Annotated in this window: 14 protein-coding genes; 7 read left to right on the top strand and 7 right to left on the bottom strand. The window is 69.0% G+C overall.

Annotation, left to right across the window (positions count from 1 at the left end):
- Positions 1 to 52 precede the first annotated feature (52 nt).
- Together HUA75_RS20795 and HUA75_RS20790 are read left to right on the top strand one after the other, a co-directional pair.
- Positions 53 to 2410: an alkaline phosphatase PhoX gene (locus tag HUA75_RS20795; RefSeq protein WP_141647972.1), complete on the top strand. Its 2358-nt coding sequence runs from the start codon at positions 53 to 55 to the stop codon at positions 2408 to 2410.
- Between the two features lie 29 nt (positions 2411 to 2439).
- Positions 2440 to 4104, top strand: a complete 1665-nt coding sequence (locus HUA75_RS20790) for a hypothetical protein (protein WP_141647973.1) — start codon at positions 2440 to 2442, stop codon at positions 4102 to 4104.
- 7 nt (positions 4105 to 4111) lie between these two features.
- Here HUA75_RS20790 and HUA75_RS20785 read toward each other — a convergent pair whose 3' ends face one another.
- Positions 4112 to 5236: an EAL domain-containing protein gene (locus HUA75_RS20785; protein WP_246137722.1), complete on the bottom strand. Its 1125-nt coding sequence runs from the start codon at positions 5234 to 5236 to the stop codon at positions 4112 to 4114.
- A gap of 203 nt (positions 5237 to 5439) precedes the next feature.
- The gene (locus HUA75_RS20780) at positions 5440 to 6678 is read right to left on the bottom strand and encodes a hypothetical protein (RefSeq protein ID WP_141647975.1); all 1239 of its coding nucleotides are present in this window, start codon (positions 6676 to 6678) and stop codon (positions 5440 to 5442) included.
- A 72-nt stretch (positions 6679 to 6750) separates the two neighbouring features.
- Between HUA75_RS20780 and HUA75_RS20775 the strand changes: the two genes are divergently transcribed.
- The gene (locus tag HUA75_RS20775) at positions 6751 to 7779 is read left to right on the top strand and encodes a zinc-binding dehydrogenase (RefSeq protein WP_174487370.1); all 1029 of its coding nucleotides are present in this window, start codon (positions 6751 to 6753) and stop codon (positions 7777 to 7779) included.
- Positions 7780 to 7786: 7 nt separating this feature from the next.
- Here the strand turns inward: HUA75_RS20775 and ybaK are convergent, their stop codons facing one another.
- Genes ybaK through purE form a run of 3 tightly spaced genes read right to left on the bottom strand, consistent with a single transcriptional unit; the run spans position 7787 to position 9904 of the window.
- Positions 7787 to 8263: a Cys-tRNA(Pro) deacylase gene (gene ybaK, locus HUA75_RS20770; protein ID WP_141647976.1), complete on the bottom strand. Its 477-nt coding sequence runs from the start codon at positions 8261 to 8263 to the stop codon at positions 7787 to 7789.
- Between the two features lie 4 nt (positions 8264 to 8267).
- Entirely contained in the window at positions 8268 to 9410 is a 1143-nt protein-coding gene (purK, locus tag HUA75_RS20765; RefSeq protein ID WP_141647977.1) for a 5-(carboxyamino)imidazole ribonucleotide synthase, read from the bottom strand.
- The gene (gene purE, locus HUA75_RS20760; protein ID WP_141647982.1) at positions 9407 to 9904 is read right to left on the bottom strand and encodes a 5-(carboxyamino)imidazole ribonucleotide mutase; all 498 of its coding nucleotides are present in this window, start codon (positions 9902 to 9904) and stop codon (positions 9407 to 9409) included. The genes purK and purE overlap by 4 nt, the downstream gene beginning before the upstream one ends.
- 207 nt (positions 9905 to 10111) lie before the next feature.
- Here purE and HUA75_RS20755 point away from each other — a divergent pair, with 207 nt between their 5' ends.
- Positions 10112 to 11353, top strand: coding sequence for a hypothetical protein (locus tag HUA75_RS20755; protein ID WP_174487369.1), 1242 nt, complete (start codon positions 10112 to 10114; stop codon positions 11351 to 11353).
- 103 nt (positions 11354 to 11456) lie between these two features.
- Here HUA75_RS20755 and HUA75_RS20750 read toward each other — a convergent pair whose 3' ends face one another.
- Positions 11457 to 12878: a VWA domain-containing protein gene (locus tag HUA75_RS20750; RefSeq protein ID WP_174487368.1), complete on the bottom strand. Its 1422-nt coding sequence runs from the start codon at positions 12876 to 12878 to the stop codon at positions 11457 to 11459.
- 86 nt (positions 12879 to 12964) lie between these two features.
- A complete protein-coding gene (gene cglC, locus HUA75_RS20745; RefSeq protein WP_174457139.1) occupies positions 12965 to 13486 on the bottom strand; it encodes an adventurous gliding motility lipoprotein CglC in 522 nt (173 codons plus the stop codon).
- A 257-nt stretch (positions 13487 to 13743) separates the two neighbouring features.
- Between cglC and HUA75_RS20740 the strand changes: the two genes are divergently transcribed.
- From HUA75_RS20740 to gltC, 3 genes are read left to right on the top strand one after another with little or no spacing between them, the layout of a single operon-like run.
- Positions 13744 to 14568, top strand: a complete 825-nt coding sequence (locus tag HUA75_RS20740; RefSeq protein ID WP_141649328.1) for an outer membrane beta-barrel domain-containing protein — start codon at positions 13744 to 13746, stop codon at positions 14566 to 14568.
- On the top strand, positions 14565 to 15347 hold the full coding sequence (locus HUA75_RS20735) for an outer membrane beta-barrel domain-containing protein (RefSeq protein ID WP_174457138.1): 783 nt from the start codon (positions 14565 to 14567) through the stop codon (positions 15345 to 15347). Before HUA75_RS20740 ends, HUA75_RS20735 begins: the two co-directional genes overlap by 4 nt.
- Positions 15347 to 17395: an adventurous gliding motility protein GltC gene (gene gltC / locus HUA75_RS20730; RefSeq protein ID WP_141649331.1), complete on the top strand. Its 2049-nt coding sequence runs from the start codon at positions 15347 to 15349 to the stop codon at positions 17393 to 17395. Before HUA75_RS20735 ends, gltC begins: the two co-directional genes overlap by 1 nt.
- The last annotated feature ends 25 nt before the right edge of the window (positions 17396 to 17420 follow it).

Below are 17420 nucleotides of genomic sequence, written 5' to 3'. Positions count from 1 at the left end.
TCGCGCCCGGACACGCTCGTGTCGGGCGCGAAACCCCTGGAGGAAGTGCTTCATGTCTTCACGACTGCTGCGGCTCGCGACCGGCGCGATGCTTCTGGGTAGCACCCTGTCCATCACCGCTTGCGAAGGTGACACGGGCCCCGCCGGTCCCGCTGGCTCCAACGGACAGGATGGCGCGGATGGACAGCCCGGCACCCCGGGTGACGATGGCGACCCCGGCGAGAACGGTGGGCCCGGCCCCGCGGGCCCCGGTTCCCAGGGACAGCCTGGCCCCGGTGCCGTGACGCGCGCCCCCGGTGTGGAGGCCGGCACCCCACTGTCTTCCGTCATCGCGCTCACGTTCCGTGGAGACCTGGGCACCGGCGCGACGAACCTCGCGGAGTACGTGAAGGCTCGCGTGGACCAGTTCGTCGCCGGCTCGCTGCCGACACCGCTCGTCTTCCCCTTGCCTCCCGCGTCGACCGACTCGGTGCGCACGGTGCCGGGCCTGTTCTCCTCCACGGTCATCAAGTGGATGGACCCCATCACCTTCAGCAAGACGGGTGCTCGTTTCGGCGCCAACGTCGACTACATCGCGTTCTTCGGTGACGGCTGGTCCGCCCAGGGCAACGCGCCCCAGTTCAAGGGGAGCGGCTCGGCGGGATGGATGTGGATCAACCACGAGTACATCTCCGGCACGAAGCCCCGCGTCGGCACCGCACCTATCGGCCAGCACCTGGACTTCGCGCGCTTCCTGCGCAACAGCGGGACGTTGTCCAACTCGGTGACGGATGGCACCACGTGGCAGGACGACGCGCTCATCGCCTACAACAAGGAATGGAAGAAGCAGGTGGGCGGCACCTGGATTCGCGTGGTGCAGGACCCGGCCACCGGCGAGTGGGCCGTGGACCGCAACGCGGGCAACCTGCGCTACGACGCCTCCAGCACGACGCTGGCGAAAGTCGTCGGCATGACGCTGTCCGGCGTGGACCGTGACGACTCCGGCGCCGACCTGGCCTCGGGCGTGGTCGCCGGCACGCACTCCAACTGCTCCGGCGGACAGACGCCGTGGGGCACCATCTTCACGGGCGAGGAGAACGTGCAGGGCGTCTACGGCGATCCGGAAGGTGGCCTGTGGACCGGGAAGAACGACTGGATTCCCAACGCGCCCGGCATGGTGACGGGGGCTCCGCTCGCGCCGGACTTCTCGTCTCCCACGTCGGGCGACATGATCAGCTCCGACTCTCGCTCGTCGCACCGGAAGGACGGCTACGGCTTCCTCACCGAAATCGACCCGGGCCAGCCGGCGGACCTCTGGTACGGCAAGGACGCGTCGAAGCCCGGCGCGGGCCACCGCAAGCTCGGTGTCATGGGCCGCGCCCACTGGGAGAACGCGGCCTTCGTCGTCGACGCGAACTGGAAACTGCTCGTCGACCAGCCCATCGTCATCTACGGCGGCGATGACCGCCGAGGCGGGCGCATCTTCAAGTTCGTCTCCAGCCGTCCGTACACGGCGGGCATGACGAAGGCGGAGATTCGCGCGCTGCTCGACCAGGGCACGCTCTACGCCGCGCACTTCGCCGGCCTGGACAACGGCACCGGGGACACGCTGGTGGGCGGTGTCATCCCCACCGAGCAGGCGCCTGGACAGGGGCGCTGGGTGGCGCTGAGCCTGGACAGCGCGGACCTCGCGCCGAACGGCGAGGCGCTCGGGCAGCCGACGATGACGGTGGGCACCGCGCTGCGCGACGTCAGCTACAACGCCATTGGCGGCTTCACGGACGACGACCAGGTGCGCAAGCTGCTGTGGACGGCGGCGAACAAGGTCGGCGTCATGGAACTCAACCGTCCCGAGGACCTCGAGTGGAACCCGAAGGACCCCAGCGGCACGCCGCTGCTGTACGTGGCTTTCACCGAGCACGGCGACCCGACGGCGCTGGACCAGCAGGGCCGTGTCGCCACCGCCACGCGAGGGCCTGATGGGGCCTGGGTGACGAAGGCGCGCGGCGCCACGGACAACCGGGCGACGGACCGGGTGGGCTCCATCTTCGGCATGCGCGAGGCCAACCCGGCGGCACCGGGCGGCTCGCGGACGTTCACCTTCTTCCGCGTGTGGAAGGGCGAGACGGCGGCGACGAGCGCCATGCCGGAGTTCTCCGCGGCCAAGCCGGACAACCTCGCCATCGACCGTGACGGCGGGGTGTGGTTCGGCACCGACGGCAACTTCGGCGTCAACAAGGTGGCCGACGGCGTCTACTACCTGAACCAGAGCCCGGCGCATCGGGACAGCGCGTACTTCCGCAAGGCCTTCCGCGTGCTGTCCATGCCGAGCGACGCGGAGGCCACCGGCCCCGCGTTCAGCGCGGACATGAAGACCCTGTTCGTCAGCGTCCAGCATCCGGGCGAGGACAGCTACAGCGTCTGGCCGTAGTCGCGCGCCCGTCCAGGAGAACGACACCCATGCCCATCATGTCGAAGGGAGGCGCCAGAGGCGTCCTCGTCCTGTGCCTCGCGCTGGGAAGCCTGCTCGCCTCCGCGGGGGTGTGGAGGCAGCGTGGTTCCACGCGCATCCCCGAGCCTCCCTTCGACCCGCTCGCGCAAGCCCTGGCGAGCGGGAGCACCGTGGCCAACCGTGAGGCCCCCATTCCGTCCATGTGTTACACGAAGACGGAAGGTGTCTCGAACCCCTGTTGGACGTGCCACACCGGGGGCGTCGGCTTCAACGTCATGGACGACGAGTCCTTGCAGGCCGAGTACGCCTTCAGCGACGTGGGCCTGCTGAACCAGTGGAGCAACCTCTTCGTCGACCGCACCGCCGCGCTCGCGGACATCTCCGACGACGAGGTGCTGAAGTACATCCGCGAGGACAACTACGCGTCACTGCGCGAGTCGTTGCTCCAGCGTCCCGGTGGCTTCAAGGGCTGGGTGCCGGACCTGAACCTCTCGCGAGGCTTCGACGCGGAGGGCTTCGCGCTCGACGGAAGTGGCTGGCGAGCCGTCCGCTACAAGCCGTTTCTCGGCACGTTCTGGCCGACGAATGGAAACACGGACGACGTCTTCATCCGGCTCCCGGAGGTGTTCCAGCGCGACGCCGACGGAACGCTCTCGCGAGACGTGTACCGGCTCAACCTCGCCATCCTCGAAGCGGCGATGACGGTGGACCCCGGGCTGCTGGAGGTGGCGGCGGCGCGGCGACGGGTGGAGCCGGTGGACGAGCGCTCGGGGGGCGTGGATGTGAATGGGGACGGCGTGTTGACCTCCGGTGTCGAGGAGGTGCGCGGCCTGCCGAAGACCTACGCGGGAGGCGCCGCGAGAATCGCCGTGCGCCGGGACTTCTATCCGCGCGGCGTCGAGTTCCTCCACACCGTGCGGTACGTGGACCCGGATGCGCCCACGTTGTTGTCGGCGCGCATGAAGGAGGTCCGCTACTCGCGCAAGGACGAGGAGTACGCGGGAGACCAGGTGATGGCCTTCTATGCGGCGGAGCAGGAGAAGAAGCTGCGCAACCGGCTGCCCGCGTTTCCGGGCACGCCCGAGCTGGGGCTCATCAACGAGTTCGGCTGGCGCCTCCAGGGCTTCATCGAGGACGCGAAGGGCCGCCTGCGGGTGCAGACGTTGGAGGAACACGCGTTCTGCATGGGCTGTCACACCAACCTGGGCGTGACGGTGGACCAGACCTTCGGATTCCCGCGCAAGGTGCCGGGCAGGGAAGGGTGGCGGCATCAAGACCTGCGCGGCATCCCCGACGTGCCACAGGTGGGCCATGCGAAGCCGGAGGTGCTCACGTACTTCGAGCGGGTGAAGGGCGGCGACGAGTTCCGCGCGAACGAGGAGCTGCTCACGCGCTTCTTTCCGAAAGGCACGGTGGATGAGACGTCCGTGCGCCGGGCCGCGCGGGGAGGGGACAAGGACCTGGCATGGCTGCTGACGCCGTCGCGCGAGCGGGCCGTGGCCCTGGGCCGCGCGTACATGGTGCTGGTGCGTGAGCAGGGCTTCACGAAGGGCCGCGACACGCTGCTGGCGCCTCCGAGGAACGTGCTGCCCCAGGTGGAGAACGGCTCCACGGGACTGGAAGACGCGGGCCTCATCTTCGAGGACGGTCGCCTGCACCTCGCGTGGGAGTGAGCTGGGCCTACTTCGCCGTGTGGCGCTCCACGAGCTCGGTGGCGCGCAGCAGCAACTGCTTCATGGTGACGGTGCCCAGGAACTCGCCCTGTGCATCCGTCACCACCACGGGGTCGTAGACGGCCTCCGGCGCGCGCGCCATCGCCAGTCCGACGAGCGCCGTCACCGCCATCTGGTCCTCGACCACCAGCGGAAGCTCTTGCCGCCCGCCGCCCGCCGCGAGGCTCCGCCGTGTCACCAGCGTCTGGGGCCGCGCGCCGTCCAGCACCACCACGTGGTCCACCTGCGGCGCATCGCGGAAGAGGTTCGTCACCGCCTCTGACGTCGCCGTCGCATCGGCCGTGGCCCGGCGAATGACGAGACCGCCCACCGTGCTGTCATCCGCGCGCTCGCGCAGAAGCAGCGCGCGCATGGCCACGCGTCGTCGCGCCTCGAAGGCCTCCGTGGGACGTCCGGGAATCGGCGCGGGACGGGCGAGCAGATATCCCTGCGCGTGACGGATGCCCAGCCGCAGCAGCACCGTCATCTCCTCCCACGTCTCCACGCCCTCGGCGATGAGGATGGCGTCCACGCTGGAGGAGAACGCCACCAGCGACTTCACCAGGTGCTGCCGGTAGTCGTGCAGGTGGATGTCCCGCACCAGGGCCTGGTCCAGCTTGATGAAGCGCGGCACGCAGTGCACCAGCGTCACCAGTCCGGAGTGTCCCGCGCCGAAGTCATCCAGCGCGAGCCCGAAGCCCTGCTCCGAGCACTCACGCGTCAGGCGCTGCAGCAGCGCGCCATCCTCGATGACCGCCTTCTCGGTGAGCTCCAGCACCAGATGCCGGGGCCCCAGCCCGTGCCGCTCCAGGAGCGCCAGCGTGGAGCCATCCCCGAAGCGCGGGTCGCTCAACACGTCCGGACTCACGTTGAAGAAGAAGGGCGCGCGCCGCTGGTCCTCCGGCAACGTGGAGATGCGGCGCAGCGCGGACGTCCAGCACGCGCGCTCCAGCTCCCACGTGTAGCCCGACATCCTCGCGTGCGTGAACAGCTCGTGCGGTGACTCGAGCGTTCCCTGTCCGCGCGACAGCACCTCGTGTCCGATGACCTCGCCATCTCGCAAGTCGACGATGGGCTGGAAGGCGGAAGTCACCCCGGGCTCGGAGCCGTTCCACAACCAGAGAGGAATCGGACCGGGCTGTCGGACGAGGGGGTGGGTCATGACGGGGCAAATGTTACCTGACGGTACCCACGTCTACAGTTCATGCCTGCGCACTACCGTCACAACTCTTACTCAGCGTACGAGCCGACGGCCTCCCACCGGCTCGATTGGCCCTGACATCCGGGGAATCCTGCTCATGGGACGCGAATTCGAGAATCCGCGCCTGCTTCGGAGGGCCCCTCCTCGACGGGTTGGACCGGGTTGACAGCCGAGGGCGAGTCCGTCCGGACGGGCTCGGGGACCTGGGCCAGCGTCGCCTGGGTGGCCACCGCGTCCAGGCTCTGACCTTCTTCCCACTGCACGGAGGACAGCGCGCGGAACCGACGCGCGAGCGATGACAACTCCGCGGCCTTGAGCTGGGCCTGTCCACTGCGCAGCGACAGCAGTGCCACGCGCGCGCGCTCCAGCAGGGCGACTTCCGCGCGCAGCCTCGCGAGGATTCGCTCGCGTCGCAGCTTGAGTTCTCCCAGCCGCTCGACTTCTTCCGCCAGCGACGCGGCCGCGGACTCCAACTGCCGACGCGCCACCGCATCCGTGCTGGCCTTGGCGCTGCGTTCCAGCTCCGCGCGCTCGGCCTGCAGCTCCGCCTGGGCGCGCTCCTCGAGCTGCGCTTCCACGCCAGCCCACTCGGAGGCCAGCTCCACCGCGTCGCGAGTGATTCTCGCCAGCGTGCGGGCCAGCTCCTCGCGCGCGGGCTCTCGCGGCAACAACGCGAGCGACTGACCGCACTGGCGATACAGCGCGAGCGCGCGCTCACACTGCGTCCGGAAGTCACCGGCCAGTCGGGGAATCAGCTCCTCGGCGCGGGCCTCCACGGGGTCCGCGGTGAGGGCCAGGTGCGCGGCCACCGAACTCAGCCCCACGAAGAGTCCCAGGATGGCGCCCGTCGCTCCCGCCGCGAGCAGCGCGGGCGTGGCCAGGTCCGCCAGCCGCGCGGAGAACACGCGGGCAATCTCCACGCCGCCCAGCGTGAGCCCCGCGCTCAGCAGCGCGCCGAGTCCCAGGTGCACGAGGGTGGGGCGCGCCTCCGCCACCTGTCCCTCCACGCCCTTCTCGCTCAGCCGCGCGCGCACCAGCAGAGAGCCCGCCGCCGCCGCGCTGCACGCCACCGTCCAGGCGGGCGCCATTCCCAGCGCATACGGCACCGCCGTCAGCACCACACCCAGTCCCCCCAAGAGGATGCGGTCCCAGCGGTCTCCCTGCGCACACGCCAGCACCACGGCGGCGGGCACGAGCCAGGCCAGTGGCAAGGGCAGTCCGATGCGAGCGGTGACGAGCTGCAACAGGCCCGCGCCGGCCCCCGCGGCGAGGGCGCGCGTCACGGTGCGCTCAAAGGCTTCGCGGTGGTGCAACTGCAAAATGGTGGCGTTCATCGACACTCCGGACCCGGAGGAGGCCCAAGGGACTCCCCCTTTCACGTACGGGCGAATTAAAAGGTCTGCCGGATGAAAGCCCCCCCTGTCCCCGTGGTGATGCGCGCGCTGGTCCTCAAGGCCTATGACGGGCGGCCGGAATCCCTCCAGGTGGAGCGCCGCGCCGTTCCCCGACCTTCCGCGAAGCAGGTGCTGGTGCGCATGGCGGCGTCGCCGATCAACCCGGCGGACCTCCAGTTCGTGCGGGGCCAGTACGGGGTGCGCAACGCGCTGCCCACGGTGCCGGGCTTCGAGGGCAGTGGCACGGTGGTGGCCTCGGGAGGCCTGGCGGGGCAGTTGCTCGTGGGGCGTCGCGTCGCGTGTGTCGCGCCCGTGGGCGGAGATGGCCTGTGGGCGGAGTACGCGGCGGTGCCGTTGCAGCAGTGCATCCCCCTGCGCGCGCACATCACCTTCGAGCAGGGTGCCAGCCTCTTCGTGAACCCCTTCACCGCGTGGGTGCTGATGGAGCGCGCGCGTGAGGGCGCGCACGTGGCGCTGGCGCAGACGGGTGCGGCGAGCAGCGTGGGTCGGATGCTGGGCGCGCTGGCGCGGCGGCGAGGCGTGCCCATGGTGCACGTGGTGCGGCGCGCGGAGCAGGTGGACCTCTTGCGCGGCCTGGGCGCGGAGCACGTGCTGAGCAGCGACGAGCCGGAGTTCCAGGAGCGGCTGCGCCTCATGTGTCACCAGCTCAAGGTGTCACTCGCCTTCGACGCGGTGGCGGGGCGGCTGACGGGTCAGTTGTTGGGCGCCTTGCCCGAGGGCGGTCGCGTGACGGTGTATGGCGCGCTGTCGGAGCAGGAGTGCCGCTTCGACCCGGGCGACGTCATCTTCGGGCGCAAGACGGTGGACGGCTTCGCGCTTTCTGAGTGGGCGCGGCGGGGCTTCGGCCGCGAGCAGCTCAAGGCGCTGATGGGCGTGCCGTCCCTGGTGGGCCGTGAGCTGGAGACGCCGGTGCGCGCGCGGCTGCCGCTGGAGTCGGCGGGGGATGCGGTGCGCATCGCCTCGGCGGACATGACGTCCGGCAAGGTGCTCTTCATGCCGGAGCAGGGGTCGATGGTGTGAAGGCCGCTCAGGCCTTGTCGCGGGAGATGGGGCCGAGCTTCGCCTTCGTCACCCGCAGGTAGTCGGCCGGCGCCAGCACCAACTGCGTGCCGCGAACGCCCGCGGACACGGCCACCTCGTCGAACAGCTCCAGCGTCTCATCGACGTAGACGGGATAGTCCTTCTTCCCGCCGATGGCCGTGCAGCCGCCGCGCACATAGCCGGTGAGTGGCTGGAGTTCCTTCAGCGGCACCGTGTCCACCTTGCGGTCTCCGCTCAGCCGGGCCAGCGCCTTGAGGTCCAGCTCCGCGTTGCCGGGCACCACCGCCATCAGCACGCCGGTGCGGTCGCCCCGCGCGACGAGCGTCTTGAAGACCTGCTCCGGTGGCATGCCCACCTTGGCGGCCACCGACTCCGCGGAGAGGTCCTCCGGGTCCACCTCGTAGTCGCGCAGCGAGTACTTCACGCCCAACGAGTCGAGCAGCCGCGCGGCGTTCGTCTTCATGGCCTCAGACTCCGAGCACCGCGGCCGCCGCCTTCACCCGCGCGAGTGCGTCCTCGGGCGTGGTGCCCACCGCGGACAGGTGCCCCATCTTCCGGCCCTTGCGCGCGTCGCGCTTGCCATACAGGTGCAGGCGCACGCCGGGCAGCGCCAGCGCGTCCTCGAACCGGGGGCCGCCTTCGCGCAGCCACAAGTCCCCGAGCAGGTTGACGATGGCCGCCGGACGCACCACCTCCACCGAACCCAGGGGCAGGTTGCACGCCGCGCGCACCGCCTGCTCGAACTGCGAGGTGAGGCAGGCCACCTCCGTCGAGTGGAAGCTGTTGTGCGGACGCGGCGCCAGCTCGTTCACCAGCACGGTGCCGTCGCGCAGCAGGAACAGCTCCAGCACCAGCAGTCCCTCCACCTGGAGCGCCTCGGTGATGTCGCGGGCCAGCTCCGTGGCTCGCTCGGCGACGCCGGCCGGCAGCGGGCCGGGGAGCAGCGACCACGCGAGGATGCGCTCCTCATGGTGGTTGAACGCGGGCGGGTACACCGCCAGCTCGCCCTTCGGACTGCGCGCCACCAGCACGGACAGCTCCGACTGGAGGTCCAGCGCGGCCTCCACCACGACGGAGCGCTCACCCAGCTCGCGCCATGCGGCGGGAGCCTCGGCGGGCGTCTTGACTTCCACCTGACCGCGCCCGTCGTAGCCGCCCTCGCTCGACTTCACGAAGCACCGGCCGCCCAGCGCCTGGATGGCCTGGGCCAGCTCGTCGGCCGAGTGCGCCTCACGCCACGGCCCCACGGGGAAGCCGCCCTTCGCGAGCCAGCCCTTCTGTCGGCCTCGGTGCTGGATGACGTGCAGCACGGACGCGCCCGGACGCATGGGCGTGTGGCGGGCCACCGCCTCCAGCGTGGCCAGCGGCACCTTCTCGATTTCGAGCGTCACGGTGTCGCAGCCTTTCGCCAGCTCCTCGGCGGCGGCGATGTCCGCGAAGGAAGCGGTGAGGCAGCGGTCGACGACGGAGCGCGCGGGGCACGTCGCGTCCGGGTCCAACGCCTGCACCTGGAAGCCGAGCGTGCGCGCGGCCAGCGCCATCATCCGCCCGAGCTGCCCCCCGCCGAGGATGCCAATCGTCCCGCCGGGGAGCACCACGCGAGGGCTCATGACAGCTCCCGGTGGGCCATGACTTCGTCGGTGCGCGCCTTGCGCCAGGCGGCCAGCCGCTCGCGCACCTCCGGGTACTTCAGCGCGAGGATGGCCGCGGCGTGCAGGGCGGCGTTGGCCGCGCCCGGCTTGCCAATGGCCTGCGTCCCCACGGGCACGCCCTTGGGCATCTGGACGATGGAGAGCAGCGCGTCGATGCCGTTGAGCAGCGTGGTGGGCATGGGCACGCCGATGACCGGCAGCAGCGTCTTCGCGGACACCATGCCCGGCAGGTGGGCGGCGCCACCGGCGGCGGCGATGATGAGCGACAGGCCCCGCGACTCGGCGGTGGACGCGTACTCCATCATCCAGTCCGGCGTGCGATGCGCGGAGACCACCCGCACCTCGTGCGGGATGCCCAGCTCCTTCAGCACGTCGATGCCCGGCTGCAGGTACTCGAGGTCACTCTTGCCGCCCATGATGACCCCGACCCAAGGGGTGTTTCCGCTCGCCATTCGGTCCACGCCTCCGTGCCTCCAGCCGAAGGCGGGAGGAACGCGGAGATAGGGCCGGGCGATTCCGACGGTCAACCTGGAAGTCACCCTTCGCGCCCGCGTGCACGGAGGGTGCGCTCGCTCGCTTCGACTCACGCCCCACTCGAGCCACGCATTCCCTGTGTGCTCGTCTGGCGTCTTTCAATCCAGTCATGTCAGATTATTCCGATGAAAATCCCCCTCCATCGTGTCGTCGTTCATCGAGCGTTCGCTCCAGGACTTCTCTGTGTCCTGGTGGGCCTGGGCTGTCAGGCAGGGGGCGATGACACCGAGCCGCCCGTGCGTGGACAGGCCGTGGTGGCTTCGCTGGACTCGCCATCCTCGCTGCCCACGAGCCACCATCAGATCGTCTTCAGCGCGAGCGGCCCCATTGACGGGATGCACTGCGTCGCCATCGACGAGCCCCAGGACCCGAATGGCTGGAGTGACAATTACCTGTGCTCGCCGACGGACCTCGGCTTCGTCTGGGTCCACGCCGACGAGCTGCCCCTGCCCCTCATGCGTTGCACTCCCGTGACGGAGCGCTCGGAGCCCGGGAGTTCGTGGGCCGAGAACTACCTGTGCATCCCTCACGAATCTCCGCTCACCCTGACCTGGTCCAGCGCGGGGCCGCTGCTTGGCAAGGAGTGCGTCAGCTTCAACGAGCCCCAGGACCCTCACGGGTGGAGCGACAACTACCTCTGCCTGGAGGCTCCGCTGGTGCTGAACTTCAGCGCGTCTGGCCCCATCGAAGGGATGACCTGCACGCTGATGAACGAGCTGGCCGACCTCGCGGGAGGGTGGGGGGACAACTATCTCTGCACGAACAAGGACATCGGCCTGCGCTGGACCATGGACGGCACCTTGCCGGCCGGGGCGCGCTGCAACCCGATTGTCGAGAGCGCGGAGCCGGCGGAGACCACGTGGCACGACAACTTCCTGTGCGTGCCCGAGGAGGCGGAAGCGATGTTCGCCTTTTCGTCAGCGGGACCGCTCCAGGGCCCGGACTGGCGCTGCACCCGGTTGCTGGAGACGGAGGACCCCCATACCTGGGACGACAACTACCTCTGCTACCGCGAGGTGCCGCTGGGGTTCCAGTTCTCCTCCGCTGGCCCCATCCAGGGCAAGGCGTGCACGGCCATCACGGAGACGACCGACGTGGCGGGCACGTGGAACGACAACTTCCTGTGCGCCGAGCGCGACGTGGGCCTGCGCTGGAGCGAGACCGGGGCGATTTCGGGCATGCGCTGCACGCGCATCCGCATGTCAGGGGAGACGGGGTGGGATGACAACTACCTCTGCGTGCCGCCGACCTCCGCCCTGAACTTCGTGTGGTCTCAGATGGGCCGCTACGCCAACAAGATCTCCGTGCCCTTCGCGGAGCCCGCGGATCCCCACGCCAACTGGATGGACGCGTACCTCTGCTACTAGCCGTCCCCTGAAATGAAACACCCCGCCTCCGCCCGGCGCTGTCGAGCACCGTGCGGGAGCGGGGTGGGGCGGCGGGCCCGAGTGAGGCGCAAGGCCTCGAAGGTCAGTAGGTGGAGCCCACCTTGCCGAAGCCGCGCAGCGCCTTCACCTTGGACTTCTTCGTGGCGGAGCGGACCTCCTCTTCGCTTCCGGCGCTCTCGTACTCGTCCAGCGTGGCCTGCTGCTCGGCCAGGTCCGAGGCCACCGCCGCCGGGCTCGCCACGGTGCTGGCCTCCTTGAACATCACCTGGTTCTGCTGGATGTAGCCCTTGGCCTCGTCGCGGCGGCCCTCGCGCAGGGCCTCGGCGGCCTTCTGGAGGTTCTGCGCGCTGCGCGCCCGCACCGCGTACACCGTGGCGTCCTTGTCCTGCCTCGCGACAACCTCTTCCTGCCGGTCCGTCACCACCGCGGACAGGGCGGCGCCGTTCTCCACGCCCACGTTGCGGATGAGGTCGGTGTAGTTGAGCGTCAGGTCCGTCACCCGCACCGTCTGGCCCACCGCGTCGCCCGTCGTCGACAGGCGCACGACGACGCGCTCCAACTGGCCGGCGGAGAAGTTCGGCAGCGACACCATCACCTGGTTGCCGGACTGCCGCGCGTTGTAACCCAGCACCTCGCCCAGCACCGTGCCCGAGGGCAGCGTGAAGGTCAGCGTCACGTCCCGCGCCACCGTGGTGGAGGCCTGCTGGAGGTCCTTCTGGAAGAGCGCGGCCAACTGGCCGGCGTCCTCCAGGTAGCCGTACGCACCGGCGCCGTACTCGGCGAAGCCCTGCATCAGGTCCTCGTTGAAGTCGGTGCCCACGCCAATGGCGCTCACCGTGATTCCCGTGGCACGCAGCTCGCGCACCTGCCGCGTCAGGCCCTCGTCGTCGGTGACGCCCTCGGTGGGCTGGCCGTCGCTCAGGAGGATGAGCCGGTTGACGCCGTAGCCCTCCTGCGCGGTGGACAGCTGGTAGCGGCCCGCGGACAGGCCCGCGGAGATGTTGGTGCCGCCGTCATCCCAGATGCCATCCACGTACTGGAGCATCCGCTCGCGCTGCGCGGGCGTGGCCTGCGCCGACGGAAGGCTCTTCACGTCCGAGCCGTAGTGGACGATGGCCAGCCGGTCCTCGTCCCGCAGCAGCCCCACCAGGTGCCGCGCGGCCTGCTTCGCCTGCGCCAGCTTGTAGCCGCTCATGGAGCCCGACCGGTCGATGACCAGCGCCAGATTCACGGGGCGGCGCTTGGAGCCGGGGACCTCCGCGCCCGTCAGGTCCACCGTGGCGAAGACCTCCGAGCTGCCCGCGGGCACATACGGATGCGACAGGCGGCTCGTCATCGTCAGCGAGCCGGGCGTGCCTTGCACGGGGAGGGGAGGCGTCGGAGGCGGCGTCTTCACCTCGACGACGGGCTCCGTCCTCGGGCGGGTCACCTGGGGCAGGCCCAGCACCAGGGCGGTGAGGGCCAGGCCACCGGCCAGGGACAGGAAGAGGACCGTTCGATTCATGAGGCAGGGCTCCTTGCGCGGACGACGCGGGCCCTGCCTTTACGAATCAAGCGCGGGAAAAGGTCTACCTCCCGCGCACGAAAGTGTCACCCACCCTGCGCGCTGATGTTCCCGGCGCAGAAGAAGGGCGAGTTGTTCTCACCGAAGGTCCGTCGGTAGAAGTCCTCATCCGCGGAACGCAGCGCGTCGAGCGTGTCCTCGTCCAGCAGCAGCGAGCGGCAGGTCATCCGGCCCGGCAGGTCCGGATTCACGTCGGAGGTGTCCTTCACCTCGCACGCGTCGGAGCTGGCCCCGTCGATGCACGGCTTGCTGCAGTAACCCATCGCCGGCGCCGTCGGGTTCACCGCGCCATCCTCGGTGCGCGCGCGGGGGTAGTCCTGATCCCGCACACAGATGAGGTCCTCGCACTCGACGGAACCAAAGGAGATGAAGTCCTGGCGGTCCGCCACTTCACTCTCCAGCACCGGCATGGTCTTGGTCGGCGAGTTCTCCTCGGGCAGCGCCTTCCGGACCAGGGTGCACGGCTTGCCAATCTCGCTGCTGACCTTGCATCCCCCGAGCAACAGCGCGGTGGACACGAGGAAGGCGGCTCGCACGGACATCTTCATGAGACCTCGACAAGGGGGAGGGGGCACGGGGGGCCCACGACTAGCGCGCCCAGGGTAGCACAGCACCTCTGGGTGCCAACGCTCACACACCGCGGTGTCCACTCTGGAATTGTTCAGGAATACCGGAGAGATACAGAGTAGACAGGCATGCGCTGGGCGGTTGCTGCTCGGGAATACGACCGATAGGATGGCGAAGCGAAGAGTCGCGCTGAACCCCCGGTGGAGTCTTTCCCCCCCTCCCCCACGGAGCCCCCGGTTTGAATCGCCACACGTTGCTGCTCGCGCTGTGCCTGGTGCCCGCCCTGGCACCTGCGCAGAGCCAGGAGGGCATGGGACTCGACCTCACGGAAGAGACCCAGCCCAAGTCCGAAGAATCACCCACGCCGCCGCCGGCGGAGGAGGCCGCGCCCGCAGCGACCGCCACCCGACCCGTGGAGGAGGAGGCTCCACCTCCCGAGGCCTTGCCGCCGCTGACCGACATCACCCAGGAAGACCGGGTGAAGAGCGTCCAGCGAAAGGTGTACCGGAAGCAGGGACGCTTCGAGCTGACGCCGCTCATCAGCGTCTCCGTCAATGATCCGTTCTATTCGAAGGTGGGTGTCTCCCTGCGGGGCGCCTACTACCTGGCGGACACCCTGGCCATCTCGGCGCGTGGCTCGCTGATGCAGGTGGTGCCGTCCGACGACGTGCGCACCGCCAAGCGCGCCTTCTACAGCAAGATCTACAACTCGGTGCCCGAGTGGTCCGCCATGGGCGACGTGGAGTGGAGCCCGCTGTACGGCAAGGTGGCCTTCCTCAACTCCATCCTGCACTTCGACGGCTATCTGCTGGCGGGCGCGGGCGTGGTGAAGACGGAGACCTCGTCCTTGCCGGGCCGCGGGCTCAACCCCGCCGCGGACCTGGGCCTGGGCATGCGCTTCGTGGCCCAGGACTTCATCGCGGTGAACGTGGCGCTCATCAACACCTCCTATGTGGATCAGCCCCTGGGCAGCGCCAAGGGGGCCATCCAGAACGTCATGACCCTCAACGCCGGCATCTCGCTGTTCCTGCCCTTCCGTTCGACGGGGAGGGACGCGGAATGAAGCCCGTCTTCCGTTGGCTGTTGACCCTCTGTCTCGCCATGCCCGTGCTGGCGAACGCGCAGACCACCTCCGAGGAGGAGGAGGCCGGCGACGTGTCCGAGGTGGACAAGGACCGGCTCGGCCCCCTGCGTGAGCGGGTGCGGCCCGTGTCGGGCCACGTGTTCCTGAAGAAGGGGCGCTTCGAGTTCAGCCCGTCCGCGACGCTGTCGCTGCGCGACGCCTTCTTCACCAAGTACATCTTCGGTGGCGTGCTCACGTATCACCCCATGGAGACGCTCGGCATCAGCCTGCGGGCGGGCTACGCGGTGAACGCGGTCGCGGGCTCGGCGCAGATCTGCACCTTCTCCGACGGCACGGATGGCTCCACGCGCGGCTGTAAGTCGCCCGCCAAGAGCGAACTGGATGGTCAGGCTCCCGGGCAGCTCAAGCTGCTGGGTGGCGCGGACGTCCAGTGGGCGCCCATCTACGGCAAGCTGTCGCTCCTGGCCGAAAGCTTCATCCACTTCGACCTGTACGGCGTCGTGGGTGGCTCGGTCATCCAGTACCGGGGACCGGACCTGGATGACGCCACGGGCCTCTTGGCCAAGGACTACCTCACCCCCGGCGGCAACGTGGGCGTGGGGATGCGCTTCTTCTTCAACCGCTGGGTGACGCTGCGCACGGAGGTGCGCGACCTCATCTATGTGGAGAAGGGCCGCACCGACAACTATCTGCGCAACCAGCTGCTGTTCGAGCTGGGAGTGTCCTTCTTCTTCCCGTCGTCCAACCCTGGGTCATGATGCTGCGCTCCTTCAGGCTCATCCGCCTCGCCGTCCTCGGGCTCGCGCTCGTGTGGACGGCCCCTTCGTTCGCCCAGAACTTCGAGGGACTGGACCTGGGTGGTCAGTCCAAGTCCAAGAAGAAGAAGAAGGGTGCTTCAACCACCCGGTCCTCCAAGGCCTCCAAGTCGAAGAAGAAGCCGACGCGTGGCTCGCGGGGCAAGACGCCTCCCGCGCCCGTGGAAGACGACGCTCCGGCGGAGGCCACCGGTCCCATCGAGGCCACTCCGGCCGCGGTGACCGGCCCCACCTCTCCCTCCGAGGCGACGCCCGCTCCGGCGCCCACGCCCACCCCGCCCGCGGCTCCCGCGAACAGCGGCGGCTTCGGGCTGGACCTGACGCAGGAGACGCCCAAGACGCCCGCGCCCACCATGTCCTTCGACGCGGTGGACGTGTCCGGCAAGACGGCGGACCGCCAGCGGCTGGACATCACCGTCAGCCTCTTCAAGAACGACGAGTACGAGAAGGCCGCCATGTCGGCCCACGAGCTCCTCGCGGACCCGAAGCTCGCGGGCCTGCACACGGAGGCGCGCTACGTGCTGGCCAAGTCACTCTACCGCATGGGCATGTACCACTCGTCGCTCGGTGAGTTCTCCAAGCTGCTCGCCCTGGGGCCGTCCACCAAGTTCTTCAAGACGAGCCTGGAGTGGCTGTTCTTCATCAGCCGCAAGACGAAGAACGAGACGGTCATCCTCGACGAGATTGCCCGTCACGCGAACCAGGAGTTCCCGGAGAAGTACCGCAACGAGTTCCGCTACCTGCTGGCGCGCTACCACTTCGTGCGCGGCCGCGCGCTGGACCAGGTGGGCCAGAACGCGGACGCGGACAAGAGCTTCGCGGAAGTGCAGCGGCTGACGCTGCTGATTCCCAAGACGGACGCGTTCTACCCCCGCGCGCGGTACCTGGACGGTCTGGCTTCGTTCCGCAACGGCAGCCGTCAGAAGGACGCGGCGGCCAAGCGTGGCAACGGGGAGATGCTGGCGTCGGTGGAGGCGATGAAGGAAGTGGTGCGCCTCACCCGCCCGGTGGCCGGCAAGTCCGCGGACCAGGTCAAGCTGGACAAGTCGCTGCGCGAGCTGGCGTTCATGCAGCTGGCCCGCACGCACTACGGCATGCAGCAGAACCGCTTCGCGCTGTTCTACCTGGGCAAGGTGGAGCGCGGGAACACGCAGTGGCTGGAGTCGCTCTTCGAGGCGAGCTGGGCCAACTACCGCGTGGGCCAGTTCGAGCAGGCGCTGGGCAACCTCATCACGCTCTCGTCGCCCTTCTTCCGCGAGGAATACTTCCCGGAAGCGCTCATCCTCAAGGCGGTCATCTATTACGAGAACTGCCGCTACCGCGAGTCCAACATCATCCTCCAGGACTTCGAGCGCACGTACCTGCCGGTGCATGACCAGCTCGAGTCCCTGGTGAAGAAGAACATGGAAGCGGGCGAGTACTACTCGGTGCTCGCGGACGTGCAGAAGAAGAACAAGGACGGCCTGGAGAAGAACGAGACGGACGTCATCCTGGAGCGCATCCTCCGCCTGGCCCTCACGGACCAGGACCTGCGCAAGACGAACGACTCCATCCTCGAGCTGGAAGGGGAGATGGACGCGTTCGCCAGCCGGGGTGACACCTTCAAGTACTCCGAGCTCTCCAAGAGCCTGCTGGAGGAGCTGAAGGTCCACCGCACGGGCCTCATCTCCAAGGCGGGCATCATGGCCAAGGGCAAGCTGGAGACGGAGCTCGTCGCGCTCAAGCAGCTGCTCGCCAACGGCCTGCGCATCAAGTTCGAGACGACGACGAAGGAGAAGGAGTTCCTCGAGGACCAGCTCAAGGCGGGGGGCCGTACGTCCATCGTCAAGAAGTACAAGTTCTCGGTGGCCGTCTCCGACGACCAGCTCTACTGGCCGTACGAGGGTGAGTACTGGCGCGACGAGCTGGGCACGTACCAGTACACCCTGACCAAGGGCTGCATCGACCGCGACACGGCGAACCGGAACGTCCAGTCCGCCGAGGCGCTCTAGCAGAGAGCGTCAAATCGTCGCGGGG

Source organism: Myxococcus sp. CA040A (assembly GCF_013336725.1).
GTDB lineage: Bacteria > Myxococcota > Myxococcia > Myxococcales > Myxococcaceae > Myxococcus > Myxococcus llanfairpwllgwyngyllgogerychwyrndrobwllllantysiliogogogochensis.
Note: the sequence above shows the minus strand (reverse complement) of the source record. Positions and strands in the feature narration are given on the sequence as shown.

Bases quoted from the DNA above. Each gene is read 5' to 3' on its own strand.
- purK (WP_141647977.1), bottom strand. From the start codon at position 9,410: ATGAGCCCTCGCGTGGTGCTCCCCGGCGGGACGATTGGCATCCTCGGC.
- ybaK (WP_141647976.1), bottom strand. From the start codon at position 8,263: ATGAAGACGAACGCCGCGCGGCTGCTCGACTCGTTGGGCGTGAAGTAC.
- HUA75_RS20795 (WP_141647972.1), top strand. From the start codon at position 53: ATGTCTTCACGACTGCTGCGGCTCGCGACCGGCGCGATGCTTCTGGGT.
- HUA75_RS20780 (WP_141647975.1), bottom strand. From the start codon at position 6,678: ATGAACGCCACCATTTTGCAGTTGCACCACCGCGAAGCCTTTGAGCGC.
- HUA75_RS20735 (WP_174457138.1), top strand. From the start codon at position 14,565: ATGAAGCCCGTCTTCCGTTGGCTGTTGACCCTCTGTCTCGCCATGCCC.
- HUA75_RS20750 (WP_174487368.1), bottom strand. From the start codon at position 12,878: ATGAATCGAACGGTCCTCTTCCTGTCCCTGGCCGGTGGCCTGGCCCTC.
- gltC (WP_141649331.1), top strand. From the start codon at position 15,347: ATGCTGCGCTCCTTCAGGCTCATCCGCCTCGCCGTCCTCGGGCTCGCG.
- HUA75_RS20755 (WP_174487369.1), top strand. From the start codon at position 10,112: ATGAAAATCCCCCTCCATCGTGTCGTCGTTCATCGAGCGTTCGCTCCA.
- HUA75_RS20775 (WP_174487370.1), top strand. From the start codon at position 6,751: ATGAAAGCCCCCCCTGTCCCCGTGGTGATGCGCGCGCTGGTCCTCAAG.
- cglC (WP_174457139.1), bottom strand. From the start codon at position 13,486: ATGAAGATGTCCGTGCGAGCCGCCTTCCTCGTGTCCACCGCGCTGTTG.
- purE (WP_141647982.1), bottom strand. From the start codon at position 9,904: ATGGCGAGCGGAAACACCCCTTGGGTCGGGGTCATCATGGGCGGCAAG.
- HUA75_RS20790 (WP_141647973.1), top strand. From the start codon at position 2,440: ATGCCCATCATGTCGAAGGGAGGCGCCAGAGGCGTCCTCGTCCTGTGC.